The sequence below is a fragment of the Zhaonella formicivorans genome (assembly GCF_004353525.1).
Classification (GTDB): domain Bacteria; phylum Bacillota; class DUOV01; order DUOV01; family Zhaonellaceae; genus Zhaonella; species Zhaonella formicivorans.
In genome coordinates this window covers 680,847-706,495 of record NZ_CP085524.1, presented here as the reverse complement: position 1 = coordinate 706,495, position 25,649 = coordinate 680,847, and the positions used below count along the sequence as shown (strand labels likewise).

The window sequence follows — 25,649 nt, the reverse complement described above, 5'->3', positions numbered from 1 at the left end:
CGTTCATCTATCTTTCTTTTAGGTATTGCAAAACCTGCTCAGGTGAAAATTGATAAATCCCAACTTTTCCTATAGCCTCGGGGAGGATAAAACTGACCAGTCCCTGCTTATTTTTTTTATCCAGCAATATACAATTAACTATTGCTTCGGGAGCAAAATCTGCAGGAAGAGTTACAGGCAAGCCGCAAGCTGCTAGTAACCGCGTAATACGCCGGCCCATCTCTTCCGCTATCAATCCCATTTTAACAGCCATTTCAGCCGCAACAGCCATGCCAATGGCTACAGCTTGCCCATGGCTGTAAAAATTATAGTCCGTTAAAGTCTCTAAGGCGTGCCCTATGGTATGCCCATAATTTAAAATCGCCCGCAGGTTATTTTCCCTTTCATCCCGGCCAACCACCTGGGCTTTAATGGAACAGGATTTCACAACTATGTTCTGCAGAACTTCATAGTCCATTTCCATCGCATTCTTCCCTTCCTGCTCAAGGTATTCAAAGAAGCAAGCATCCCAGATAACCCCGTACTTAATTACTTCTGCCATGCCGGCACGGATTTCCCTGGCAGGAAGCGTTGTTAAAGTTGTCAAATCGGCTACCACCAGGCGGGGTTGATAAAATGCCCCAATCAGATTCTTGCCCTTGGGATGATTGATGGCTACTTTTCCGCCTACACTGCTATCGACCTGAGCTAAAAGAGTTGTTGGAATTTGAACCAAGGGCACTCCGCGCATAAAGGTAGCTGCAATGAAACCCGCTAAATCACCAATCACTCCGCCGCCTAACGCAATAACCGGCGAGGTGCGGTCAAGCCTCGCTTCAACAGCCTTGTCGTAGAGCTTCGCCGCCCAATCCAAAGATTTGGCGTTTTCTCCGTCCTCAACCAGCGCTACTTCCGGAGCGAAGCCTTCCTGTTTTAAAGAATTTACAACCTGCTCGCCATAATGGCCAAAAACCGTTTTATTGGAAACCACCAGGCATTTTTTGCCGACCTTTAAGTCCAGCAACATTTTACCCAAGCCATCAAGTAGTTCCCTTCCGGCTATTATCCAGTAACTGCGCTCAGCCAAATCAACTTTTACTTTCTGCATGATCGCGTCCTCTTTCCCGCAATAACTGCACAATCTTTTCAATAATTTCAGACGTCTGTAAGCCGGTAGTGTCTATATAAAAATCGGCACAGCGATAGTAAGGTTCCCTATCTTCCAGCAAGCGGCGGATCTCTTCAATACTCTTTTTTTTCCTCAGCAGGGGGCGGTTGCTTCCCCTGCCTATTCGGGCTAAAATGGTTTCCGGCGAAGCAGATAAACAGATTAAAATCCCGTTCTTTTTCAGTTCAGCCACATTTTCCGGCGCTAATACCACCCCGCCCCCGGTGCTAATCACGCAGTTCTCCCGTTTAGCCACTTTTTTTACCATCAGCTTTTCTTCCGAACGAAACCTAACCTCGCCGTGTTTGGCAAAAATCCGGGGGATAGTAAGCCCTGTTAAACGCTCAATTTCCTGATCAGTATCTATAAAATCTTTTTGTAAAACCTTGGCCAGTTGGCGACCTATGCTGCTCTTACCTGTCCCCATAAAACCAATTAATACTATATTGGATTTCATCTCTTAAACCTGCCTCACGTATGTCCGGTACTGCTTTACCCGGGAACCGAGCTCCTCCATGCTATCTCCCCCGAATTTTTCCAGAACTGCCTCCGCCAAAGTAAAAGCTGCTGCAGCTTCGCCGACAACTGCCGCTGCCGGTACCGCACAAACGTCGGAACGTTCTATGGCCGCTTGATATGGCTTCTTAGTTAAGAAATCAACACTCTTTAGCGGCTGCATCAATGTGGGAATCGGTTTCATTGCCGCCCTGATCACCAAGGGTTCACCGTTAGTCACGCCGCCCTCCAAACCGCCGGCGTTGTTGGTGGGGTGATAAAAACCCCGTTCCGAGGTGTACATTATTTCATCCTGAACTTGAGAACCCGGCATCCTGGCACCGGCAAAACCCAGGCCGATTTCCACGCCTTTAACCGCCTGAATGCTCATTATACTTTGGGCCAGCCTGCCGTCTAATTTCCTGTCCCAGTGGACATAACTTCCCAAGCCCACGGGCAAATTTAAGCAAATGATTTCAAAAACGCCGCCCAAAGTATCCCCCTGAGCTTTGGCCCGGTCAATTTCAGCCAGCATCAGCCGCTCCGCATGTGGATCCGCGCAAAAGACCGGAGAAACCGGGGCGTTGCTCAGAATTTCTTCTAAAGATAGGCTACGGGTTAATGCTGCCGGACCGATGCTAATCACGTGGGACACTATTTCTATGCCTAGCGTTTGTAACAGCTTTTTGGCCACCGCTCCCGCAGCCACCCTGGCTGCTGTTTCCCTGGCGCTGCTCCTTTCCAGTACGTTCCGCATATCCCGGTGACCGTATTTGATTGCACCGCTCAAATCAACATGGCCAGGCCTGGGATGGGTTACAGCCCGGTCAGTCAAGTTGGCCTCCGGTTCAGGACTCATGGTATCCCGCCAGTTTTCCCAGTCACGGTTGCTAATGCTTAGAGCAACAGGACTCCCCAAAGTGAGTCCTCCTCTGACTCCGGAAAGGATCTCCACCTGGTCCTGCTCTATTTTCATCCTTCCCCCCCGGCCATAACCATGCTGACGCCGTGCTAACTCCTTGTCTATATCCTCCTTGGTTAGGGTCAGTCCCGCCGGAATTCCTTCGATTACCGTAAGTAAGCATTTTCCGTGGGATTCTCCCGCAGTTAAAAAGCGCATCATGTTTAACTCCTTTTAAGCTAAGTTAATACTATTATAGCCTGTTTGGAAAGATTTTGTAGTAAAAAATAATGAAATCATACATCTGGTGAAATCATACATCAGGCTGGATAGAAAATAAAGACCGGAACTATCCGGCCTAACTGGCTTCACTTGTCTTTTTCAACTGCAACTTGTCCCGTAAAAACTCAAACAACCCTTTATTTTGTTCTTCCAACAACTTTCCTTCGATTAACTCCTTCTCCGTTCTTAACAGTTGTACCTCGTGGGCCAGTTTCTTACTTTCTTCCCTGGCTTTTTGCAGTTCCTCCATAATTGCGTTAAACATGTGGAAAACCGTGGTTTTAAAATTCTGTTCAACCCCTAATGCACTGGCTAAAGTTCTATCCAATTCCAAGCGCCTTTTGGCTCCTTTAATAGTATATTGTTCCGTTTGCAGCAGTTCCTTAATTTGGGAAAAGACCTCCAGCTGGTCTTGATTATAGCGCTTGCGTGCACCTTTGTTCCCTTTTAGCTGAAGGTATTCTTCAAATTCTTTTTCCCAAAAGCGAAGGGTACTAACCTCGACCTGCAAAATATGGCTCACTTGTTGAATGGTAAGTTTTTCGGTCAAAAAGCATCAACTCCTTGCCCAAAATGCTGTTTGAATGCATTTTCGCAAGGAAAGCTACAAATTCCTGCTAAATTACGGCACTTTTTTCCTACTTTTCCCGACATTGTTTAGTACTGCCTGCCGCATAACCTCTAATGGTGCCGATTTTTCTGTCCAGAGGGAAAAAGATTCGGCCCCTTGATAAACAAGCATGCCTATGCCATTTAAAGTTGCGCAGCCTTGCTTTCCTGCCTCCTTTAATAAAGTTGTTTGCAAAGGGTTGTAAATCAAATCACAGACAAGCTGTCCCCGGTGCAAAGCGTTGGTATTTAGCGGAGCCAGTTCGTCTACGTGGGGATACATCCCTACCGGCGTGGTGTTAATAATTAAATCAGCTTCGCCGATAGCTTGCTCCGTTAGGTCTTCCAGGTTTGAGACTTCCAGCCAAGTTGATGAAAAGTTGCTGATATCCCGGGCCAAATTTTCCGCCTTGGCAACAGAACGGGCTGCAAGATGGAGTTTGCCAATTCCTGCCCAGCTTAAGGTCATGGCTACTGCCCGGCAAGCCCCTCCTGCTCCCAGCACCACAGCTTTTTTGCCTTTTGGATCAAAGCCAGCTTCCCGCAGAGAATTTAAAAAGCCGCTGCCGTCAGTGTTAAAACCGCAAAGCTTTCCCTCTTTGACAACAATTGTGTTAACCGCGCCAATGAGTTCAGCCTCTTTCGCCACTTCATCCAAATATTTCATGACTGTTTCCTTATGCGGTATGGTAATATTTACTCCTTTAAATCCCAATGCGGAAAGAGCTTTTACCGCTGGAGGCAAATTTTCAGGAGAAACCGGGAAAGGCAAATAAACGTAATCTAGTCCTAAGGCCTCAAAAGCTTTATTATGCATGGCTGGCGACAATGTATGGGACAAAGGGTAGCCAAAAATACCGGTTATCAGCGTTTTACTTGTAATTTCCTTCATAACGATCCCCTTTATTGAAATACTTTTTTAATACCAATCGCTCCAGTTTGCGCACAAGGCGTGTTCCGATAAATTCCCTGGGGTTAAGAGGGCTTACCAGGATGGTATACATTCCTAAACGATTTCCTCCCAGTATATCGGTAAATATCTGATCACCTATTACGGCTGTAGTATGTTGGTTGGTCCCAAGTACGTTCATTGCCTGACGAAAGGCCTTCCGTCGCGGTTTACCGGCTTTGTGAATAGCAGGAATCCCTAAGCTGCGCCCAATTTGCTCCACCCTGTCCCGGCTGTTGTTGGAGGCTATACATGCTCTCAGCTCATACCCGGCTAAACTTTTAAACCAGGCCGAAACCTCTTCTTTTAACTCCGGACTGTTCCATTCCGTGATGGTGTTATCCAGATCAATAATCAAGCCTTTGATCCCGCGGGCAGCCAGCTCGGCTAAAGGAATGTGTAAAAGCGTTTCTACATATAAACTGGGTTGTAAAATGGATTTAGCGCTCATATCGACCTCACCCGCAAAATTTAACTAATTATAACATAAAAGCCTGAAAAACAAAAGTTCCCATGCCAGGCCTATATTGCACCACCAAAATCCAAACCGCTCCCATGAGCAGCTGCAACAATCATAGTGGCCACCCCCAGCTGCAGCGGATCATGCAGCAAACGGTCAGCCACCAGTGGCAGGCATGATTTGGCAAGGCCCAGCGGTATACCAGGTGCAGCAATCAGCGTCTCCGTCGTAACGTGCTGTGGCTGAATGAAACCGGCGGCGGGACAGGCATCAAAAAGAATCCTGTGCTGCACCAAAGCCTCCTCCAGCTTAGTTGCAACTGTAAGTTGGATATTATATTTCGCCTTTATTTCCTGGGCCAATTTACAGCTAACTTCAAAGTCCGCATCGTAAATTGTTACAGAGGCTCCCAACTGGACCATAGCAGAAGCAGCATTCCTGCCCACACGTCCTGCGCCCAACAATAAAACCTCTTTATTGGCCAAACCTCCGGCCATGAAACTCAGGGCGGCCACATAACCTTTGGCCGTAGCGGCGGCATTATCAACCACTTTTTTGGCAGCAAGGTTAATGGCCACAAAACGGTAGTCATCTGCCAGCATGATGACATCAGCGCCTTTTTGGCAAGCTTCTGCCAAACCGGACACATCAGTACTTTCGGTGAGAAAAGCGTTAAACCCAAGGAAACTGACGATACTGCGCACCGCCTCCCCAAATCCTTCAATGATTCCTTTACCGTTGGTTACCGGAATTACTGCCACGTTGAACTCCTGCCTGCGGGATAAATACTCTTTTTCTACCCCAGCAGCATGGGCAGCAATCTGGCCTAAGGTATAACCCGTTTTTTTTACCAGCTGCTGATTATATACCTTTAACTGGAGTCCAATATCCCGTACATCAGCTGAACAGAGCCTAGTCATACAACTCACCTCAAGTTTAGTTTACGTGGGAAACGGTTTAAATGATGTTCGTTAAAACTGGGGAGACGGATCAACATATCTTCCCAAGCGCAACTCCTTGCTGATCCTGGCAATAACTTCGCATCTCTTCTCCCAGGCTTCCCGGCGATTTTCCCCGGTGACTATCAGGGTAGCTACCCAGGCGTCTTTGCCCGGCAAGTAATTGGTTATAGCCTCATCGGCGCCGAAAAAATCATCTCTTAACTGTAACGGGCCGGCTTCAGACATAATATGCTCCCCACAAACTTCCAGTTTGTCCGGTGTTATCCAAATGTGTTCGTAAACTGTTCCCTTCGCCTCTTCCACTTTTAGAAGCTCCACAGGCTGTCCTTCAGTAAACATTTTTCCTAACAACTGGAGCATATTCACACCGCTCGACTTATATACGGCTGTAGGAGTTTGACTGGGTAATCTGGCATCTATCTCTAGTACCTGGAATTGACCCTGCTGCAAGATTACCTCCACATCCATGATCCCGTTTAGGTTTAAAGCTCCCGCAATCAAAACCGCCAAATGCTCAAACTGCCGGCGCAAATCCTCGGAAAGCAAAGCCGGGGCCAGCACCCGCTTGCAGTCATATTTAGCATCCATCTCAAGTTCCGTTACCTGCAATGCCTGGTAAGTGCCTTGAAAACCCAATACTTCAATGGAAAAGGAAGGACCGTCCGAAAACTCCTGGATAACCAGGTCATTGCTGGTACCGCCAAGGTCATCCAACAGCCGGGATAATTCCTGGCTGTTTTTAATGTAACAAACCCCTTGACTGCCGCTGGCCCCGGAAGGCTTGACAATAACCGGGAAAGCGCATTCAGGCCAGAGGCAAGGTATAGGTATTCCGATATCCTTAAACAATTTATTAGATTCAATTTTGGAGGAAGAGATGGCATAGGCGTGAGCATCAAATGCCAGGGGGATATCCACCTCTTTAGCCACCTGACTGATTCCTTCCAAACCTTGCTTATTTTCCAGAGCAGGAATTATGAAGTCAACCCCTTTTAAAACTGCTTTTAATTCCTTATGACAGCCTACATCCAGACAATAAAAAGTATCACACAGTCCCATGGCAGGAACTGAACTGTCTTTGTCAAGCAATGTTACTTTCCAGCCTGCCTTTTTAGCCAGGTAAGCCGCCTCAACTCCTTGGAGCCTTCCTCCGATTATAGCTACTCGCATCCTTTTGCTCCCGCCTTTTTCGAATTTAAAGACTGCTGCCGCTGCTTTTCGAGCCAACTAACGTATCGCTCCAGGCTTGCCGGAGCAAGTCCACAAGCCTGGAGCACCGGCAGTACGCCATTAACCGACCGGTAACCTTCCTCTATATCCAATGAACTCTGGGAAACCCCCAACAAACCCGCTTGAGGGGGAATAATGGATGTTACCACGTTAGCCCCTGCATCCAAGCGCTGTTTTAAACCCACAATCCCATCCACATCCAGGGAAGCCGGGATCAACCGCTCGGGAAAGAGTAAACGCATTACGGCAATAATTAACAGTTCCCGCAAACGCGAAACTGGTTCCTCTTTGTACATGGGAGTGCCTTTTTGAGGAACAAAGCTCATCACCCTAATTTGATGGGCGCCTAGCAGTTTCATTACTTGCAGGGAAACTACAATGTCCTCCGGTGAATCTCCTACCCCGGTAAGCAATCCCTCTTCAATCAAAAGGCCTAACTGCCTGGCAAATTTCTTTTTTCTCAACCTTTCGTCATAGCTCTGTTTTAGGCGCAGTTTGCTATAAAGCGTCCGGTTATGAGTTTCCTGATAACAAGCATACCAATCAACACCCGCTTTTTTTAATTCCACCAAAACCTGGTCAGGTACAACCCCCGGCGATGCCATTAATGGTAACTTAGTAGCTTTTTTGACCTGCTCCGCAATTTGCACCAGTCCCTCAAATCCGGTGCGTTTCTCTAAAAAATACTCAGGATCTTCTCCCATCGTCAAATCAACCAAATGGACTCCTGATTCTGCCAGCTTGCATGCCGTGTCCACTATTTCACCTGTCTCCTTACGATAGCGTACGGTACCCTGGTTGGATTTGCGGTAATAACAAAAGGCACAATCATTTCGGCAGTAAGTGGAAAAATAAACAAATCCGTAAAGAAAGACCTCAGTGCCAAAATATCTCCTGCGCAATGCTCTAGCTGCCTCAAAAACCTGCTCTATTTCCGCCCGCCCGGTTAAATTCAACAAACCTAGAATTTCCGCCTTGCTAAGCGGGATTTCATCATACGCTTTATCCAATGCTTGATCCAAATCAAATGATTGGCCCGGAACTGCCATAGAGTCACCTTCCTATAGCTTAATAACGTACTAGACTGCTTATAACTTCTACAGTTTTTACCAGTTTCCTGCTGCTGTTTTTCCATGGCTATTGCATATAATTTTCTCCAGCAGCTAATTTAAAAAGACTACAGCGTGGCAATGTATACCACGCTGTTCGCATTTAATTAATCCCCCGCTTTGACCACCCTTTAGTTGAGTAAACAGTTCCCGGTAACTCATTTCACTGCCCCTTTTCCGACGACAGTTCTTTCAGCAGCTTTTCTATCGCTTTTTTCTCTATCCGTGACACATAAGACCGGGAAATCCCTAAGCGGTTAGCGATTTCCCGCTGGGTTTTGCGCAAGGTATTAAATAACCCGAAACGCAGTTCCAGTACGTTACGCTCCCTTTTGCTAAGTATTTTGATCTTCTCCAGTACCCTTCGCTGCTCGTGAACATTTTCTACAGAATCTGCCACTACATCATGCTCAGTGCCCAATACATCAATCAGTGCAATTTCGTTTCCTTCTTTATCCACCCCGATAGGGTCGTAGAGGGATACTTCCACCCTTGTCTTTTTTGTAGCCCGTAAATGCATCAAGATCTCATTCTCTATGCAGCGGGCAGCGTAGGTTGCCAGCCGGGTACCTTTATCGGGATCAAAAGTATTAATTGCTTTGATGAGGCCGATGGTGCCGATGGAAATCAGATCGTCGCTTTCCTCTCCTGTTCCTTCAAACTTTTTGGTGATGTGGGCAACTAATCTCAGGTTATGCTCTACGAGGATGTTTTTAGCCTCTTCACTGCCCTCTCTCATTCTTTTTACCTGCAGCGCTTCTTCTTCCTCCGACAAAGGCTGAGGAAACGCGTTATTGCTGATGTAAGAAACCAGCAAAGCAATCCCTTTCAATACAGAAAGGGTAAATAACGCCAGCAAAGCGGTACCCAAAATCCCACCCCCAAATTTAGAGTCCGTATAATATATGGCTTGGGTGGTGGGAATGTGCTTGTCATTTGAAATAAGCTAAGAGGTATTTTAAGGAAAATAAGGGAGACCCGGCTATTTATTAGTATTAACCGGCGGAAGTTAAATCACCTAATGACATAAACTGTTCCCCTCTCGAAAATACTATTAAGTAAAAACGGCTTGCGCCAAGCCGTAACAGAAGGGGAATAGGGTATGAGCGAACTAATAGACGGTAAACAAAAAAGGCAGGAAATTCTTAAGGGCATTATCCGCGATTTACACGCCGGTCAAAGCCCGGAAAGCTTAAAAGAACGTTTTGCTGACTTGATTCGTAACTTTGGTCCCTCGGAAATCGCTGAAATGGAGCACCAACTGATAGCTGAGGGCATGCCGGAGCAAGAGGTAAAAAGATTATGCGATGTGCATGTAGCCGTATTCAAAAGCGCCTTGGAGCAACAAGCCCGGCCTGAGCTGCTGCCCGGCCACCCAATCCACACTTTTCGCAAAGAAAATGAAGCAATCAATAAGGTAGTAAACAGTTTGCAGGAAATCCTTGCCCAGCTTAAGGCCAGCCCTAAAGCTTCTTTAAACGATTACCGCCAGCCTTTAACCGATCAATTGACTTTGCTGCAGGAAATAAATAAACATTACTTGCGCAAGGAAAACCAGCTTTTTCCCATGCTGGAAAAGCACGATGTTTCCGGCCCCAGCAAGGTAATGTGGCAGTTTCACGACGATGTAAGGGCTTTATTTAAAGAAGTTAACATTGCTTTAGCTAATAACGAAAAAGATAAATTTCTCCCAGCCTTGGAGCAATTGCTGACAACAATCTCCGAAATGATTTATAAAGAAGAAAATATCCTTTTCCCGATGTCGTTGGAAAAGCTCAGCGAAGAAGAATGGGGCCGCGTCCGCATCGGAGAGGAAGAAATTGGTTATACCCTGATTAAGCCGGGGACTGAGTGGCAGCCCCCGCAGGGCATGAATGCGCCCACTGTTGGTAAAGATGAAGTTTCGGACCAACTGAACCTAGATACAGGAAGTTTGACTGCTGAACAAATAAACTTAATACTGACTCATTTGCCGATTGACATTACATTTGTAGATGAACACGGTAAGGTCAGCTATTACTCCCAGGGCCGGGAGCGCATTTTCCCCCGCAGCCCCGGCATTATCGGTCGCCAGGTGCAAAACTGCCATCCTGCGGACAGCGTCCATATCGTAAACAAAATCGTGGAGGAATTTAAAAAAGGCACAAAAAGCTCCGCCGATTTTTGGTTAGAAATAAACGGGCGCTTTATTTACATCCGCTACTTCCCTGTACGGGATAAAACAGGCAAATATCGGGGAATCGTTGAAGTCACCCAGGACATAACTAAAATCCGCGCCCTTCAGGGCGAAAAACGGCTGCTAGACTGGTAATGAGAAATAGACAGAAAATGCGCAAAATCTTCTGCGGACCACCGACAAACGATTATGGGCTCGCAGGTATTATTTCGCTCGGGACAAGCTCACACCCCGTTACCGGCAGCAAAGCTGCCAGCCTAGACGAAACAAGTCCCGCTCCATAATACCTGCGAGCTTTATCTACAAGCAGGCAGAAAGAGCAAATGCTCTTTCTGCTTATTGTATATAGATTAGTGATTGGATGGAGGAACAAATTGGGGAGGATTGGCCTGAGGATTGGAGAAATGCCTACCGGGTGTAGACAAATTAAAGTACAGTTTGGAATCGGGCGTTACTCCGAAATCTTTTAAAGAACCACTGCCTTGAATCTTGTTTAAGGCTTCCCTGAATAATGCATTATGAGCTTCTTCCCTGTTCAACAGAAAATCAATGGTTTCTCTTACCCCTTTATCGTTAATCTGGCGGTAGAGATACTCATAAACGACCTTGGCTCGCTGCTCTGCTGCAATGTTGGATAAAAGATCGGCGGCTAAATCACCTGTAACAGTAACATAAGTGGCAGTCCAGGGATAACCGGAAGCGTTTTCCAATTGCGGGTTTAAACCACCCAAAACTTGGGGTTCCATACTTCCGCTTTGAACATCGTTGTCCGCCACATCGTGGCCGTTAAGCATGTTGATCATAGTTCCAACCATTTCCATATGGCTCATTTCTTCGGCGCCAATATCCAAAAATAAATCTTTAATAGCGGGATCCTTTACTCTGAAGCTTTGCCCAATATACTGCAGCGCCGCTTTCAATTCACCGTTTGCGCCTCCGAATTGCTCCTGCAGCATGGCCGCATAAGTTGGGTTCGGGCGGTCAACCTTTACCGGATGAAGCAAATTTTTATCATGCCTGAACAACCATAACACTCCTTTACTAAGTTTTATTTTAGGTTGCATCTAAAAAGAACAAGCTATACTGGCAATTGTCACTAGTAATGCGTGTTATTATAGCGAGTATCGCCGCTGCCAAGCGGAACAAAAGGGAAAACCTCATCGGGAGCATGGTAAGCGAGGGCCACTCCCGTGAACCTAGCAACTTCTTGATCAAGTGCGCATAAATCACTCTTGTCAATGTTTTTTAAAGAAGTTTTGCCCAAAGTCCTGGCCACTAATGTCATTTCATGGACAGCAGACCGCAAAAAATTGGCTAAATTTTCCCCTGCCCGGTCTACATCCAACTCCTCTTTTAATGGTCCCAGATAGAATAGCAAGCTGGTAGGCGGCTCCCAGGGCAGGGCTTTTACTGCTTGGTCAGAAACCATAGCAATAGTGGCAATTGTCCCAATATAGACGGCATCAGCTCCCAGCGCCATGGCTTTCAAAAATTGCCCCGGTGTTCTGAGCCCACCGGCAGCAATCAACGAAATGTCCTGCCTTATTCCATATTTTTTTAAAAATTCATCGGCGCGCACTAATGCCAGCATAGTGGGCAGCCCAACATCATCTTGTAAGATCGGGGGGCCGCCGTGAGTACCTCCTTCGGCACCATCCAGAGCAATTACATCCACTCCGGCTTCAATGGCAATTAACAGTTCCTTTTCCAAGTGGTGGCTGGCAGCTAACTTAATCCCTATGGGGACTCCCCCTGAGATTTTCCGCAGTTTCTCCACCAGCTTTTTGAGATCGGCAGGTTCTTCCACTTGCGGCAGCCTGGAATGAATGACTGCATCCTGCCCGGGGAGCAGCTGAAACGCCTCCCGCATCTCTTCTCCGATCAGTTTACCCGGCGTTTTCATAGGAGCGGAAGCTTGCGCCCCCTGGCCCAGCTGGATTTCGATCATGTCGGCCTGGTTAAGGAATTTTGCCTGGCTAGTCCAGCCGCCTCGGTGATACTGCAGGATAAAACGGTTTGCCGCCTTGCGTTCTTCCGGCAGAAAACCGCTCTCCCCGGAATTTGTTGCACTCCCCGCCATTGAGGCCCCAATGGCTAAAGCTATTTTTGCTCTTTTGCTAAGGGCACCACCGTAAGACATTCCACCAATGAGCAAAGGAATTGCTAATTTTAAGGGGTTTCTCGCCCGCGGGCCGATTACAACTCTTGTCTCAATTGAAACATTGTCCGGCACAGGTAAGCGGAACAACTGAACCGGATTAAACAACAACTTTTCCCAGGGAGAAAAATGAAGTGGGCTGCCATAAGGCCGGTTTAATGCTTTACCTGTTTCCGCACGCATTGCAGCTTCCATGGCAGCCCCCGGAGTGACTTTTTGGGCAGTATTATACATTTCCCATAAATTTTCGGGGTATTTATCCGTTACTAAGCTTTTGCTTAAGTTGTCAATCAGATAATCAATGCCCTGTTTGCCGAACAAAAAAGTTCCTATTCCCGCCAAAGCAATAGTAGAAAACCCGGTCAACAGGCTGCCAAAGAATCCCAACATCAAGCTCACTCCCCAATAAGCACATTTGCAAGATCCCGCTTTTATCACTTTTCCAAAAGGTACTTTTCAACACTTAGCGCTGCCGTAACACCGTCAGCATGGCTATAGCTACCTGCCTAACCTCTTTATCCCGTACGTCACCGGCGTTTTGTCCCGCGGAATATGAAGTCATAGGGATACCCCCCAACTTATTTGCTTTCACTCTCAGTTTGCGCTTTTTCGCTCGTATTCATGTCACGAACCAAGATCTTTGTGACAATTTCTTTGAATACTGGGGCTGCATCGGTTCCTCCCGCCGTTCCATCTTCCACCATTACCACCACAGCATATTCGGGATGTTCCAAAGGGGCAAAACCGGCAAACCAGGCGTTGATTATTTCCTTGCCGTCCACGCTTTGACTTCCTGTCTGGGCAGTGCTTGTTTTTCCAGCTGTACCCCAACCCTCTATCCAAGCATTTTTAGCTGTTCCGCTTGTAGTGGCTGCAGCTAACATTGCCTGCAATTTGGCAGCTGTAGGCCTTGAAATCACGCGAGTACCTGCTGGTGTTTGCCACATCCGTAAAACTTCCCCCACCCCGTTTTCCACCCGCTCTACGACCCTGGGCTGCTGATAGATTCCCCCATTGGCTACCGTAGCTATCATGCCGGCCACTTGCAGCGGGCTCAGCATAATGCCCTGCTGCCCAATGGATGCATTGCCAATGGCAGCAGGACTGCTTTTGGCAATTGCTACGCTTGGGAAATCATTCAGGTTGTAACCTATTAAAACTTCATCCAGCAAACCGAACCGCCGGGCGTATTCGATTATTTTCTCCCGGCCCAGACGCAGCCCTACTTCAATAAATGTAGGATTGCAGGATTGGGCTAAAGCTTCGCTGAAAGTTAATAGTCCATGACCTTCTTCCTTCCAGCAAGGAATAGCCAGCCCTGAATCAAAAAGGAATTCACCTGTGCAGTTAAATTTTTCATCGGGTTGAACTATTCCTTCTTCAAGCGCTGCCGCGGCGATCAGCACTTTAAAGACCGAACCTGGGTAAAAATGTTCCAAAGCCCGGTTAATAAATTCGTAACGACGTTCACTCTTTCCAAGGTACTTAAAGACAGCATTCTGATCAAAAGTCGGACGGCTGGCCATGGCTAACACCTCGCCGGTGGGAACCCGCATTACCACTGCTGCACCTTTAGCTATCCGCTTATCCATAATTTCTTCTACAATATTTTGAATCTGCTTATCCAGCGTCAAAACCACATTGGCGCGCTCTTTTTCAGCTGCTGCATTATCGATCCTTTCAAAACCCAAACCGGCCAGTAACCTTCCTTTGGCATCCACTGTTGCCGCCAAATAATGGCTAGGCTCATTTCCCCGTAAATAACTCTCATAGATCGCTTCAATCCCTTTTACGCCAATCACATCGCTTTTTTTATAGGAGTTTTTACCGGGGCCGGTTTTGCCTTCTGCTTTCAATTTTTCCCAAGTGGCTTCATCTATGCTGTTCAGATGCCCGATGAGGTGGACTGCCAAGCTGTTGGGGCCGTACCTGCTTTGCACGGGAACTGTATAAACGCCAGGTAAGGCAAGCTGTTCTATCTGCTTCTTTTCCAGGGGAGTGAGGTTAGTCTTGAGGATAAAGGGGGCTTTGGCATAATAATTTACTGCCAGCTCAATCCTGTCCCTGATTTTTTCTTCCGGCAATCCCAGGACATCTCCCAAGTGGGCGATAACTTGTCCCGTTTCCTGCAACATGGCCGGAAAAACAGCCACTGCCGGTTGTTCAGCAGTATCCAGGAGGGTCACTCCGTGGCGATCCAATATATCACCCCTTGGAAACTCTTCCCCGGAAACGATCTGGGTGCGGATTTTATCAGCCAGCGCTGCCAGTTTATCTCCTTCTAACATTTGCAGCTTAAAAAGACGCCCCGCCAAAGCGGTAAATAGCAAGATAAAAATAATAAACAACAGCCTAACCCTGTAAAAATATCTTACGGACAAAGCAAAACCACCTTTACTAAAACTAAATATAGGTTTAGCAAAAGGTGGTGAAATTATAAGTCCAGAAAAGTATTCTCACTTTTTTGTCCTGAGCATGGCAAAAGGCTCCAGGGGAAAATCTACTTTGAGATAAAGCTGTTGTTGCGGATGTGGTGCCGAGTCAACAGTTTGGCCTGTTGTATCATACATCGTTTTGACCTCCACAGCCTGTGGAGCGGTATGAGGTCCGAATACTTCCAGCACATCACCCACTGCGAAGCGGTTACGTTGTTCAACCAGCGCCATTTTCTTCTCCGAGTCATAATCTAAAACTAGGCCGACAAAATCGTATTTCCTGGGCAATTTGGTAGTAACGTAGTTATGGGCCTCGCTTCCTGGTTTACTAAAATAAAAACCGGTGGTATATTCGCGATCGCTGACCTTGCTGACTTCTTCCAACCATTCTTTTTGAAAGACGTATCCTTCCGGATCGCGGTAGTAAGCATCTATGGCTTCCCTGTAAGTTTTAACCACTGTAGCTACATAGTGAATGCTTTTCATCCTGCCCTCAATCTTAAAGCTGGATAAGCCAGCGCAGATCAGCTCAGGTATATATTCCAACATGCATAAATCTTTGGAGTTAAAAATGTATGTTCCCCGCTCATCTTCCAGCACAGGGATATATTCCCCCGGGCGTTTCTCTTCTACCAGGTGGTATTTCCAGCGGCAAGGGTGAGTGCATTCCCCCCGGTTGGCGCTTCGTCCGGTTAAGAAACTGCTCAACATGCATCTTCCAGAATAAGCCATGCACATGGCGCCATGTACAAATGCTTCCAACTCAATATCCACATGCTCATGTATTTCCCGGATTTCCTGCAGGCTTAGCTCCCTAGCCAGCACAATCCGTTTGAGTCCCTGTTCTGCCCAAAACCGGCAGCTGGCCCAGTTAGTGGTATTTGCCTGAGTGCTAAGGTGAATTGCCAAATTTGGGGCGTGCTTCTTGGCCAGCCAAACCACTCCGGGGTCGGAAATTATTATCCCATCCACATCCAGAGTTTCCAATTGCTTTAAATAAGGAGGGAGGGCGGGTAAGTCGTAATTGTGGGCAAAGATATTAACGGTAACGTAGACTTTTTTCCCGAGGCCGTGGGCCAGCCTAATTCCCTCTTCCATTTCTTCCAGACTGAAATTGCCGGCGGAAGCCCGCAAGCCAAAAGCCTGACCAGCCAAGTAAACGGCATCGGCACCGTAATAAAGAGCTATTTTCAGCTTTTCAAGGTTGCCGGCGGGAGCCAGCAGTTCTACTTTTGGCATATCCGTTCTCAAAAACTCCCTCTCCTTTTGGACACAAAACAATAGTGTGGTGTCTTGACCACACTGCTTATTAAATATAGCATGAATATAGCATTACTCGACTTCAGCCTAACTATCCTACTTGAGGAACTTTTTTTTGGCTTTGTTATGTTCCTCCAAAGTCTTGCTAAAAACATGGGAGCCGTCACTTTTTGCCACATAATACAGATAATCGGTTTTTGCCGGGTTTAGGGCAGCATCTATAGCCGCTTTTCCGGGAGAAGCAATTGGTCCCGGCGGCAGACCTTCCACCAGGTAAGTATTATAAGGCGATTCAATTTCTAAATCCTTGTAAGTTAGCCTTGGTTTCGCTTGACCTAAAATATATTGAATAGTGGCATCGATTTGTAAGCGCATGCCATTATTTAAACGGTTGTAAATAACCCCGGAAATAAGCGGGCGATCAAGAGCAACTTTGGCTTCTTTCTCAATCAAAGAGGCTAGTGTAACCAGTTCCTGATCGTTCAAACCCAGTTCCCGCGCTTTGGAACGCGCTTGTTCATCATAGACTGCAGCAAATCTTTGCAACATTACCTCAATTATTTCTTCTTCCGAACTTCCGGGTCTTACCTTATACGTATCCGGAAACAAAAAACCTTCCAACTTGTACTTTACATCCTTCGCTTGCACAATGAAGGGATAATTGAAAGCGCCTTCTTTAGCCAAAGCCAAAAATTTCTTTTCATCCACCAGACCTTTTTGGGCTAAGGCTTTAGCTATTTGTTCCACTGTAAACCCTTCCGGAATGGTAAAGGTAACGGCCTGAACCTGCCCCTTGCTAAGTTTTTCAAAAATCTGGGGCAAAGAAAAAGACCTGTTTAAAACATAATCACCGGCTTTTAACTTGGTGTCATAACCTGTTAGCTTGGAATAGGCGATAAAAATCAGTTCATTTTTAATCAGCCGGTTAAAACGCAGGATTTCCGCAATTTGTAAAGTGGAACTACCCGGGGGGATTCGCACCGGCACTTCCTCGGAACTGCTCTCTACCGGGCCAAGCGGGTCATATGCCATAAGCATAACTGACAGTAAAAAGATAAACAACATCCCTTTGAGCAAACTGCTTCTTTTGTTGGGTTTATTTCTGCCAGAGACTTTGTTCAACATGCTTTACCCCTGGTTGTCTAAATTTTGCTATCATTATACAGTTTTCTGCCGTTATTAACAATAGCTTTATTTTACCTTTCCGGAAACTCCCCGTCTTCAGTTGTTGGCTGAGGACTGTCAATGGTTTCTATGGGTGTAGGCGGAGTACCTGCAGCAGCTTGTAACCCAATTCTGATTTTTCGATCTTGCGCCGGATAAATATCCTGGGAAATGACTTCCTGGGTGATAATTTCCCCCGCTGCGTTTTTAACAGTCCTGATCACTTGTACTTTTAATCCCCTTTTGCCTTCTTGTTCCACTATAACTTTCCCTAAAGGCAAACTGTTGTCCTTAACGGTGACTACCTGGGGTTCTAAAACCCGTTCATTTCTGGTTATTTCTACAGCAGGAAGTTGTTCTTTCCAGCCAAAAAGCTTGATGCTCAACGTATCTCCCTTTGTCTTGGCTCTGATCCACAGATACCCGTCCGTGTTATTTTGCAATTTGAGATCGATATACCCGTAAACCACAGTAGCATCCAACCCCGGCGGAACATAGTTGACCGGCAAACTGTGCCTGCGCCTTTCTTTGATGGCAAGGTTTGCTTTTAAAGCCGCATTATAAAGAGTAGAAGATACCTGGCAGACTCCCCCGCCTAAACCGGGTTCGAATTCATTTTCAACGATAATCAAGGCATCTTTATAGCCGTCTTCCTTGGTCCTTGGGCCAACTACTTCATTGAACGAAAAGATGCTGCCGGGAGGTATAAAGTGATTATCCAGTTTTTGGGCTGACAGAATAATATTATGAGTCCGTTCTTTGTTGGCCGGATTAAAACGGGTTACAGACTGGGCAACTTTACCTGTAATCTTCAATTTCTCCAATTGTTCTGTAGAAACTTCGGGTTTTAAAGCTTTTTCCACCAGTACCAGTTCTGTGATTCTATTCGTATCCGGTAGAATAATTCCTTTTTCCAATGCAGTCACTCCGGCAGCAACATCTGCCGTTCTACCCGTAACAGCCGGTTTAATTACAACCCGGTCATCGGAAGTCAGGAGCAAGCTAGCATCGGAGGGCTGAACTGTAAAAGGAGCAGTCAACTCTGCCAACACTTCAGCTGCTTTCTCCCGCTTAAAGCGTAACACAAAATCTATGTTGGCCTTTCCTTGAAGCAAATGGTAATAAGCGGTCCAGCGTTCCCACAGCGGACCTTTTTTGCCGAACAGGATGGTTTTTTCAAATGTTGCTGCAGTATCAGGCTCGATGCCTAAATCATAGTACGTTTTTTGCCAGACCTTGTCTACATACTTAATTGTAAGATTATAATTTTCCACTTCTGCAGCTATTCTCTCCACTTGTGCTTGCAATGCTTCCAGCGACTTAGCTCCAACCGATCGCCCCTCCAAATGCAAACCAGGCAACGTGCGCTGCTGGAAGAAGAGTACGGGAATTAACCAACTTGATAAAATAAGACAGGCTAAAGTGAACCCTGAAGCCATAACTATCAATTTTTTCAATAACTTTCCCCCCTTCCAGTGATCTATTTTTATTCCAAATTAGAGGGAAAGATAACTTCTATCTCCTCGCCCGAACTGAGTGTTAAAAAACTGTTATGCAGTGGCGTTGACGCATAAATGCAGTTTAATACATAGAAAAAGCCGCTTTCTAGCGGCTTGTGTTCTTACTCCTCTTCCTCCAGCAGTTTTTCCCAAGCGCGGGCTACAGCTTCCCACTCCTCATCATCTTCGATTTCAAACAATATTTCATCTCCGTTTTCATCAACATCAATTTTTAAAATTACTGCTTCATCCATTTCTTCATCAGTTGGCAAGAGGATGGCATATTTATTATCATCAAGCTCCAGGACATCTACAATGCTAAACTCATGGTCATTTCCATCTTCATCTTGCAAAATAATGATATCTTCGCAATCACAGTCTTCATGATGTTCATGGCAGTGTCTTTCATCAGCCACTTTTTATACACCTACTTTCTGATTTACTAGGCCTATGATACCTTATTTAAGGGCTTTTGTAAAGCAATTACTACCAGTTTAACCGCAATCAGGATAAATCATACCATTGATTTGCTGTCCAGGTAGTTTTGCAAGATAACCACAGCAGCCAATTTATCAATAACTTGCTTGCGCTTTTTTCTGGAGACGTCAGCAATAAGCAGTGTCCTTTCCGCTGCTACCGTGGTCAGCCTTTCATCCCAGAACTCAACCTGCACGGAAGCTTTTTTTCCCAGGTTATTGGCGAATTCCTGCACTCTTTCCGCCTGCGGACCAAGGGTGCCATTCATGTTTTTGGGTAAACCCACTACTACCTTTCGTACCTCATGCTCAGCAATTAGCTTGGCAATCTCAGCAACATCCTGCTCTATGTCGCCAGAGCGTTTTACAGTGCCTAAACCCTGGGCTGTCCAGCCTAAAGGATCGCTTAATGCCACTCCTATTCTCTGCTCTCCCACATCCAACCCCAGCACTCTCAACCTTTTCACCTGCCTGTAATTTAAATTACCTTAATACAAAATTGGGAACATACCGCAGCACAATAACCGCACAAACGGCATAAATTATCGTCAACTACCGCCCGGCCATTAACCAAAGTCAGTGCCTGAGCCGAACACCTGTCAACACAACGCCCGCAGCCCTGACACCACTCTTCAATATGCAGTCTCCGCTTCTGTTTTCTCACTTTGTTCCGGACCATTGGGTCGGGAGACATCCCTTTCAGAACAGCAACGTTATAATCAACTTCGGCCCTTGACTGCATACCGATGGCCACTGCATGCACAAAATCTAGCGAGAAAGCATACTGTAACGCCTTCTCCGCTTCTAAAAGCAAATTGCCTCCACCGAGAGGTTTCATGCTATAGATACCCTTTCCCTGGTCGTAAGCCGACTTTACTGCAGCCACCATTTCCTCTAGGGTGCCGTTAATGATGCCGATACCCCTCATGTTGAGCAGGGGATGGATTACATCGATTTCGGGCATCTTGGCTGCGGCAGCTACTGCTTCCACCGAATGACTGGAAATGCCCACGGCCCGTACCAAGCCTTGCTTTTTAGCCTCCAGCAGGTATTCCAAGGCAGGCCTGTGTCCCGCTAAAGTCATTACCGTTTCCTGCTCATGCAGTAAGAAAATATCCAGATAATCGGTTGCAAGAGCCTGCAGGGCTTTTTCCAGACTTTTTTGCATTCCCTCCCGGCTATAGGCGTAAGACTTGGAAGCTATGATCACCTGTTCTCTCCTGCCATTGACGGCTTCCCTGATATAAGGGTAGGTACCATAAATTTCTGCCGTATCGATGAAATTTATTCCTGCGTCCAAAGCATATTTAATTATTTCAGCTCCTCGATGCAGTTTTAAATTAGCCTGCAAAGGACCGATGGTCAGCGCCCCGAAACAAATCCTGGACACTGTTAAACCCGTTTCCCCCAATTGAACGTACTTCATATACCCTCCCAAATTATTAAGCAAAAGCATCTCTTAGCTTATTTTTAAATAAAACAAAACCTCATATCTTTTAGGACTGTCTATCCTTAGGATATGAGGTTACACCAGGCTATTTTTGACCCAGGTAATTAATCAGCAGCTCTTCCATTAATTCGTCCCGCTCCAAACGGCGGATTAAATTCCGCGCATTTTTATGACTTGTAATGTAAGCGGGGTCTCCCGACAGCAAATAACCTACCAATTGGTTTATCGGATTATATCCTTTTTCCTGCAAGGCTGCGTAAACTGTTAACAGGACTTCCTTGGCTTTAGGAACTTCTTCCTTTTCAACCTTAAACATTACAGTATGTTCAAGATTTTCCTGGGTCATGTTCATCCCCCCACTTAAAGAGCTTTACATATTTATTCGCCGCTCTTATCTCATATCCTCTTTCCGTCCCGGACAATTTCTCTGCTACTGGCCGGTACAGCACAGCTATTTCACTTGGTTTTGCACAACATTAATAGTATGCCGCAAGGCTTCCTGCAGTTTGGAAGGATCTTTCCCGCCAGCCTGGGCCATATCGGGCCTCCCTCCACCGCCGCCACCTGCAATTTTGGCTACCTCTTTGATTATATTACCTGCATGTAATCCTGCCGCAAGCAGATCTTTAGTAACCATCGCCACAAAATTCACCCTGTCCTCTGTAGATGCACCTAAGACAATTACTCCGGAACCTAATTTATTTTTCAACATGTCGGCCATGGAACGCAACGCTTCCATATCTGAAGCCTGAACAGCCACCGCCAAAACGGGAACCCCTTTTACATCCTGAACTTGTTCGAGCAACTCTCCTACTTGATATGAGGCCAGCTTGGCGTTTAATCTGTCCAGTTCCCGCTCTTTCTCCTTAAGCTCTTGTACCATGTGTTCAATTCGTTGCACGAGCTGCTCGCGGTTGGTTTTTAAAATTTGCGCCGCCCTGTTTAAATTCTCTTCCTCTTTGAACAAATAATCTAATGCAGCGGTCCCGGTTGCAGCTTCTATCCTACGCAGACCGGCACCCACACCGCCTTCGCTTAAAATTTTAAAAACTCCCACAGCACTGGTTGTTTTCAAATGGGTTCCGCCGCATAATTCCATGCTGTAGTCCCCCATTTTTACAACCCGGACCCGCTCACCGTATTTTTCGCCGAATAAAGCGGTTGCCCCTAATTCCTTTGCCTCTTCGAAAGACATCTCGGAAGTCTCTATGGGGAGGCTGGCCAGAATCTGCTGGTTGACCCTGGTCTCTACCTCCTTGACTTCACTCTCTTCAAGAGCAGCAAAGTGAGTGAAATCAAAGCGCAAGCGATCGGGAGCCACCAGGGAACCTGCTTGGTTGGCGTGGGAACCCAAAACTTCCTTCAATGCCTTATGCAGTAAATGGGTGGCCGAATGATTACGTGCTATAGCCTGACGCCGCTCATGATCTACGGCAATATGGACCCTGTCGCCAACGGCAATGTTACCTGACTGAATTTCCAAGATGTGAAATACCTTGCCATCCGGTAACTTTTTGGTATCCAAAATACGGCCCGAGCCCTTTGGCCACTTCACCTGGCCCGAGTCTCCCACCTGTCCGCCACTTTCGGCATAACAGGGGGTAACGTCCACAACCAGGTGTACCTCTTGTCCCGGACCCGCGGTTTGAATTTTATCCCCATCAGCAATCAAAGCTAGTACCTGGGCTTCCGCTTCTAACCGATCGTACCCTACAAATGTTGTGGGACCCAAATCACCCAGCAAACCGGCAAAGGAAACGGCAAAATCCCAAGCTTTTACATCTTCCCTGGCTTCCCTGGCCCTTCTGCGCTGTTCTTCCATAGCCGCATTGAAGCCTTCTTTATCAACTGTAAGGTTATTTTCCTCAGCAATATCTTCAGTTAAATCCAAAGGAAAACCATAGGTATCATACAATACAAAAGCTTCCCTGCCTGAAATCATATTTTCCCCGCGGTTTTTAAGCCGGTTAATGATGTCGCTTACTACCTTCATGCCTTCATTTAATGTTTCGCGAAAACGTTCTTCTTCCAGCTTGATTATCTTTTGAATGTGTTCCCTGTTTTCCAACAGTTCGGGATAAGCCTCGCCCATTACCCTGATCACTACAGGTACCATTTCAAAAAGAAATGGACGTTCAATGCCCAGTACTTTGCCAAAACGCACCGCCCGGCGTAAAATTCTCCTTAAAACATATCCCCGGCCTTCATTGCTAGGCAAGACCCCGTCGGAAATTAAAAAAGTACAGGACCTGGCATGATCGGCAATTACCCGGAAAGGAAATCCCCGGTCATCGCTATAATATTTTTTACCGGTTATTCGTTCCACTTCCTGGATTAAGGGTTTTATTAGGTCAGTATCGTAGTTACTGTTTACTCCCTGTAAAATGGAACTGACACGTTCCAGTCCCATACCGGTATCAATGCTTGGCCTTGGCAGAGGGGTTAATGTTCCTTTTTCATCCCGCTCATACTGCATGAAAACAAGGTTCCAGATCTCCAGCCAGCGATCGCAGTCGCACTTGCCTATTCCACATTCCTTGGCATTACAGCGGTGCTCTTCGCCGCGGTCTATAATAATCTCGCTGCATGGCCCACAAGGACCTGTGTCGCCCATTGCCCAGAAATTATCTTTTTCTCCCAACCTGATAATTCTGTCCGCCGGGATGCCGGTTAACTCCTGCCAGAGATGGAAAGCTTCCTCATCGTCATGATAAATAGTAACCCATAATGCCTCTTTGGGCAAATGAATAACTTCAGTTAGAAATTCCCAAGCATAACTAATAGCATCCCTTTTAAAATAATCTCCAAAAGAGAAATTACCCATCATTTCAAAAAAGGTATGGTGCCGGGCAGTTCTGCCCACAGTATCCAAGTCGTTATGTTTTCCCCCGGCACGGACACATTTTTGTGCAGTGGTGGCCCGGCTATAGTTTCTTTTATCCAGGCCCAAAAACACATCTTTAAACTGCACCATACCTGCATTTGTAAACAACAAGGTTGGGTCATCGTGGGGTACTAACGATGAGCTGGGTACTACAGTATGTCCCTTACTTTCAAAATAGCGCAAAAACTTTTCTCTAAGTTCACTGCCTCGCATCTTCTACCGACTCCTCTAATAGTTTCAATTTTACACTAAAGAAAGCTTGGCTCCAGCCAAGCACAGCAACAGTTCACTTTTAACGCCAAAAAACCCCGTCATAATACCCGAAATTAAGACGAGGAAAACAACAAATACGTAAAATTTTCTACATTATACAAAATGCTGCCATCTTTGTCAATTAAGCTATAAGCTTCGTAAATAGGTACCCAATCAGAATGCGCAGCACAGCTGTAAGCGGTACAGCTATCAACATGCCTACCAAGCCCCATAACTCTCCTCCGGCTAAAAGCACAAAAATAACCAGTAGAGGGTGAAGTCCCACGCTTTGTCCTAAAATCCTCGGAGAAATCAAATTGCTCTCCAGTTGTTGTACCACTGCCATTACCAAAATAACATATAGAGCCAAGGTTTCAGATTGCAAAAGTGCTAATAGGATCGCCGGCACTGCTCCGATTATAGGTCCGAAATATGGAATGATATTTGTTATCCCGGAAATGATCCCAAACAACAAGGGAAAGTCCATCCCGATTAAGGCTAATCCCAGGGCCGTGGCGGCGCCAACTAAAGTGGCTACTAACAAGTGACCGCGGATAAATTTAAGCAAAACAGTATCGATTTCTTCCCACAGGCTGAGCAGCTCTGAACGGTTGGCCACTGGAATGCTTTGCACTATACTTTTACTGATTTCATCCTTATCCTTTAACAAATAAAAAGCGAGAATGGGGGCAATGATAAAGCTGAAAATTTGAGAAAAAATGTTGAATATTCCGGTGACCAGCTTACTTAACAGCTGGGTAAGCTGCAGCTGAAAATTTACGATATTTTGATCAATACTCTCGCGTAAACTCTCCGGAATGTTAAACCTTTGGTAATCGCGATAAAAGTCCCGAAGCCTGCTTTGGGCTTCACTGGTATAGTATGGTATTTTTTCCCCGAAGGCCGTCAGTTGTTTTACAATTACCGGTACGCCATAAAAGCCCACCAAAAAAAGCAGTCCTAAAACAGTGGCATAGACTACAATGATTCCATATAACCGCCTGATTTTATATTGTTCCAGCAATTCCACCAAGGGGTTTAAAACATAGGCCAGAATAATTGCCAAAATAAATGGAAAAAGGACCCCCCTAACTCTATAAAGAAAATAAACAACAAAGGCCACAAAGATGAAGATCAGCAACCGGCGCTTAAATTTGCCATCAAAAATTAATTTCACGTGTATCACCCAAACAACAAATGAGGCATAACTCACTTCAGACCGTCGACAAACTAATATCAGCCCGCATGTATTATGGAGCGGGACTGGTTTCCTCTAGGCTGGCGGCTTTGCCAAAGGTCAACGCGTAGGAGCTTGTCCAGAGCGAAATAATACATGCGGGCTTTGTCTACAAGCTGAAGTGAGGCCTACCTCACTTATTTCTGCAACAGGTCGTTCACACCTTCGCTGACTTCTTTCATTACTTTGCGCGCTCTGGATTGCAAACGCCTGGTTTTACCCATTATGCGTTTAGAAACTATTTTCTTTTTTTGTGGGGTCATAAAAAGATTGCTGCTTATTATGGCACCAATAATGCCACCTGTCAGGAGGCCTTTCCAAAAACCTTTAAACATGGCCTGCACCCCCGCACTTTATTCAGGATCCATCCCATAAGCAATTAAACTGCCATCTTCAGCAACTTCATAAATTTGGTTTCTTCCGTCATACTCCACAAAACAATTCCAGCAGTAGAACTGGTCAGGCCCAATTTTCCCTACCTCTTTACCGCCGCATAATGGACATGGCATTAATA

25 protein-coding genes are annotated in these 25,649 nt (G+C 46.1%); 1 reads left to right on the top strand and 24 read right to left on the bottom strand.

Features of this window, described 5'->3' with window-relative positions; translation table 11 throughout:
• Nucleotides 1-7 precede the first annotated feature (7 nt).
• The 10 genes from aroB to sigK all read right to left on the bottom strand — a co-directional run bounded on the left by aroB (nucleotide 8) and on the right by sigK (nucleotide 9,018).
• Nucleotides 8-1,087: a 3-dehydroquinate synthase gene (gene aroB / locus EYS13_RS03390; protein WP_227765931.1), complete on the bottom strand. Its 1,080-nt coding sequence runs from the start codon at nucleotides 1,085-1,087 to the stop codon at nucleotides 8-10.
• The gene (locus EYS13_RS03385) at nucleotides 1,068-1,604 is read right to left on the bottom strand and encodes a shikimate kinase (protein ID WP_227765928.1); all 537 of its coding nucleotides are present in this window, start codon (nucleotides 1,602-1,604) and stop codon (nucleotides 1,068-1,070) included. Before EYS13_RS03385 ends, aroB begins: the two co-directional genes overlap by 20 nt.
• A gap of 3 nt (nucleotides 1,605-1,607) precedes the next feature.
• The gene (aroC, locus tag EYS13_RS03380) at nucleotides 1,608-2,765 is read right to left on the bottom strand and encodes a chorismate synthase (RefSeq protein WP_277998246.1); all 1,158 of its coding nucleotides are present in this window, start codon (nucleotides 2,763-2,765) and stop codon (nucleotides 1,608-1,610) included.
• A 136-nt stretch (nucleotides 2,766-2,901) separates the two neighbouring features.
• Nucleotides 2,902-3,375, bottom strand: coding sequence for a MerR family transcriptional regulator (locus tag EYS13_RS03375; RefSeq protein WP_227765927.1), 474 nt, complete (start codon nucleotides 3,373-3,375; stop codon nucleotides 2,902-2,904).
• A gap of 72 nt (nucleotides 3,376-3,447) precedes the next feature.
• Nucleotides 3,448-4,326, bottom strand: a complete 879-nt coding sequence (locus EYS13_RS03370; RefSeq protein WP_227765925.1) for a shikimate dehydrogenase — start codon at nucleotides 4,324-4,326, stop codon at nucleotides 3,448-3,450.
• Complete coding sequence (locus EYS13_RS03365) at nucleotides 4,307-4,834, bottom strand: YqeG family HAD IIIA-type phosphatase (protein ID WP_227765923.1); 528 nt, start codon at nucleotides 4,832-4,834, stop codon at nucleotides 4,307-4,309. Before EYS13_RS03365 ends, EYS13_RS03370 begins: the two co-directional genes overlap by 20 nt.
• A 71-nt stretch (nucleotides 4,835-4,905) precedes the next feature.
• On the bottom strand, nucleotides 4,906-5,763 hold the full coding sequence (gene pylD, locus EYS13_RS03360) for a 3-methylornithyl-N6-L-lysine dehydrogenase PylD (RefSeq protein WP_227765921.1): 858 nt from the start codon (nucleotides 5,761-5,763) through the stop codon (nucleotides 4,906-4,908).
• Between the two features lie 51 nt (nucleotides 5,764-5,814).
• Entirely contained in the window at nucleotides 5,815-6,975 is a 1,161-nt protein-coding gene (gene pylC / locus EYS13_RS03355) for a 3-methylornithine--L-lysine ligase PylC (protein ID WP_227765917.1), read from the bottom strand.
• On the bottom strand, nucleotides 6,966-8,084 hold the full coding sequence (gene pylB, locus EYS13_RS03350; RefSeq protein WP_227765915.1) for a methylornithine synthase PylB: 1,119 nt from the start codon (nucleotides 8,082-8,084) through the stop codon (nucleotides 6,966-6,968). Before pylB ends, pylC begins: the two co-directional genes overlap by 10 nt.
• A 223-nt stretch (nucleotides 8,085-8,307) precedes the next feature.
• Complete coding sequence (gene sigK, locus EYS13_RS03345; protein ID WP_423055317.1) at nucleotides 8,308-9,018, bottom strand: RNA polymerase sporulation sigma factor SigK; 711 nt, start codon at nucleotides 9,016-9,018, stop codon at nucleotides 8,308-8,310.
• Nucleotides 9,019-9,246: 228 nt separating this feature from the next.
• On the opposite strand from sigK, the gene EYS13_RS03340 reads away from it, so the two are divergent.
• Nucleotides 9,247-10,455, top strand: a complete 1,209-nt coding sequence (locus tag EYS13_RS03340; RefSeq protein ID WP_227765910.1) for a DUF438 domain-containing protein — start codon at nucleotides 9,247-9,249, stop codon at nucleotides 10,453-10,455.
• A 215-nt stretch (nucleotides 10,456-10,670) separates the two neighbouring features.
• Here EYS13_RS03340 and EYS13_RS03335 read toward each other — a convergent pair whose 3' ends face one another.
• The 14 genes from EYS13_RS03335 to EYS13_RS03270 form a co-directional block, all read right to left on the bottom strand.
• A complete protein-coding gene (locus EYS13_RS03335) occupies nucleotides 10,671-11,345 on the bottom strand; it encodes a manganese catalase family protein (RefSeq protein WP_227765908.1) in 675 nt (224 codons plus the stop codon).
• 71 nt (nucleotides 11,346-11,416) lie between these two features.
• Entirely contained in the window at nucleotides 11,417-12,868 is a 1,452-nt protein-coding gene (locus EYS13_RS03330) for an FMN-binding glutamate synthase family protein (protein ID WP_227765906.1), read from the bottom strand.
• Between the two features lie 188 nt (nucleotides 12,869-13,056).
• A complete protein-coding gene (locus EYS13_RS03325; protein ID WP_227765905.1) occupies nucleotides 13,057-14,859 on the bottom strand; it encodes a peptidoglycan D,D-transpeptidase FtsI family protein in 1,803 nt (600 codons plus the stop codon).
• A gap of 75 nt (nucleotides 14,860-14,934) precedes the next feature.
• Nucleotides 14,935-16,152: a peptidase U32 family protein gene (locus tag EYS13_RS03320; RefSeq protein ID WP_227767784.1), complete on the bottom strand. Its 1,218-nt coding sequence runs from the start codon at nucleotides 16,150-16,152 to the stop codon at nucleotides 14,935-14,937.
• A gap of 117 nt (nucleotides 16,153-16,269) precedes the next feature.
• Nucleotides 16,270-17,298, bottom strand: coding sequence for an endolytic transglycosylase MltG (mltG, locus tag EYS13_RS03315; RefSeq protein ID WP_227765903.1), 1,029 nt, complete (start codon nucleotides 17,296-17,298; stop codon nucleotides 16,270-16,272).
• 71 nt (nucleotides 17,299-17,369) lie between these two features.
• Complete coding sequence (locus EYS13_RS03310; protein ID WP_227765902.1) at nucleotides 17,370-18,794, bottom strand: VanW family protein; 1,425 nt, start codon at nucleotides 18,792-18,794, stop codon at nucleotides 17,370-17,372.
• 164 nt (nucleotides 18,795-18,958) lie between these two features.
• Nucleotides 18,959-19,252, bottom strand: a complete 294-nt coding sequence (locus EYS13_RS03305) for a DUF1292 domain-containing protein (protein WP_227765899.1) — start codon at nucleotides 19,250-19,252, stop codon at nucleotides 18,959-18,961.
• 98 nt (nucleotides 19,253-19,350) lie between these two features.
• Nucleotides 19,351-19,770: a Holliday junction resolvase RuvX gene (gene ruvX, locus EYS13_RS03300; RefSeq protein ID WP_227765897.1), complete on the bottom strand. Its 420-nt coding sequence runs from the start codon at nucleotides 19,768-19,770 to the stop codon at nucleotides 19,351-19,353.
• Between the two features lie 20 nt (nucleotides 19,771-19,790).
• Nucleotides 19,791-20,738 carry an aldo/keto reductase gene (locus EYS13_RS03295; RefSeq protein WP_227765896.1) on the bottom strand — a complete coding sequence of 316 codons (948 nt, stop codon included), beginning with the start codon at nucleotides 20,736-20,738 and terminating at the stop codon, nucleotides 19,791-19,793.
• 109 nt (nucleotides 20,739-20,847) lie between these two features.
• Entirely contained in the window at nucleotides 20,848-21,108 is a 261-nt protein-coding gene (locus tag EYS13_RS03290) for an IreB family regulatory phosphoprotein (protein ID WP_265332408.1), read from the bottom strand.
• Nucleotides 21,109-21,213: 105 nt separating this feature from the next.
• Nucleotides 21,214-23,859 (bottom strand): alanine--tRNA ligase, encoded by a 2,646-nt coding sequence (gene alaS, locus EYS13_RS03285; RefSeq protein ID WP_227765894.1) that lies wholly within the window; start codon nucleotides 23,857-23,859, stop codon nucleotides 21,214-21,216.
• Nucleotides 23,860-24,040: 181 nt separating this feature from the next.
• Nucleotides 24,041-25,075, bottom strand: a complete 1,035-nt coding sequence (locus EYS13_RS03280; protein WP_227765892.1) for an AI-2E family transporter — start codon at nucleotides 25,073-25,075, stop codon at nucleotides 24,041-24,043.
• A 197-nt stretch (nucleotides 25,076-25,272) separates the two neighbouring features.
• On the bottom strand, nucleotides 25,273-25,470 hold the full coding sequence (locus EYS13_RS03275; protein WP_227765890.1) for a YtxH domain-containing protein: 198 nt from the start codon (nucleotides 25,468-25,470) through the stop codon (nucleotides 25,273-25,275).
• Between the two features lie 18 nt (nucleotides 25,471-25,488).
• The gene (locus tag EYS13_RS03270) at nucleotides 25,489-25,644 is read right to left on the bottom strand and encodes a hypothetical protein (protein ID WP_227765888.1); all 156 of its coding nucleotides are present in this window, start codon (nucleotides 25,642-25,644) and stop codon (nucleotides 25,489-25,491) included.
• Nucleotides 25,645-25,649 lie beyond the last annotated feature (5 nt).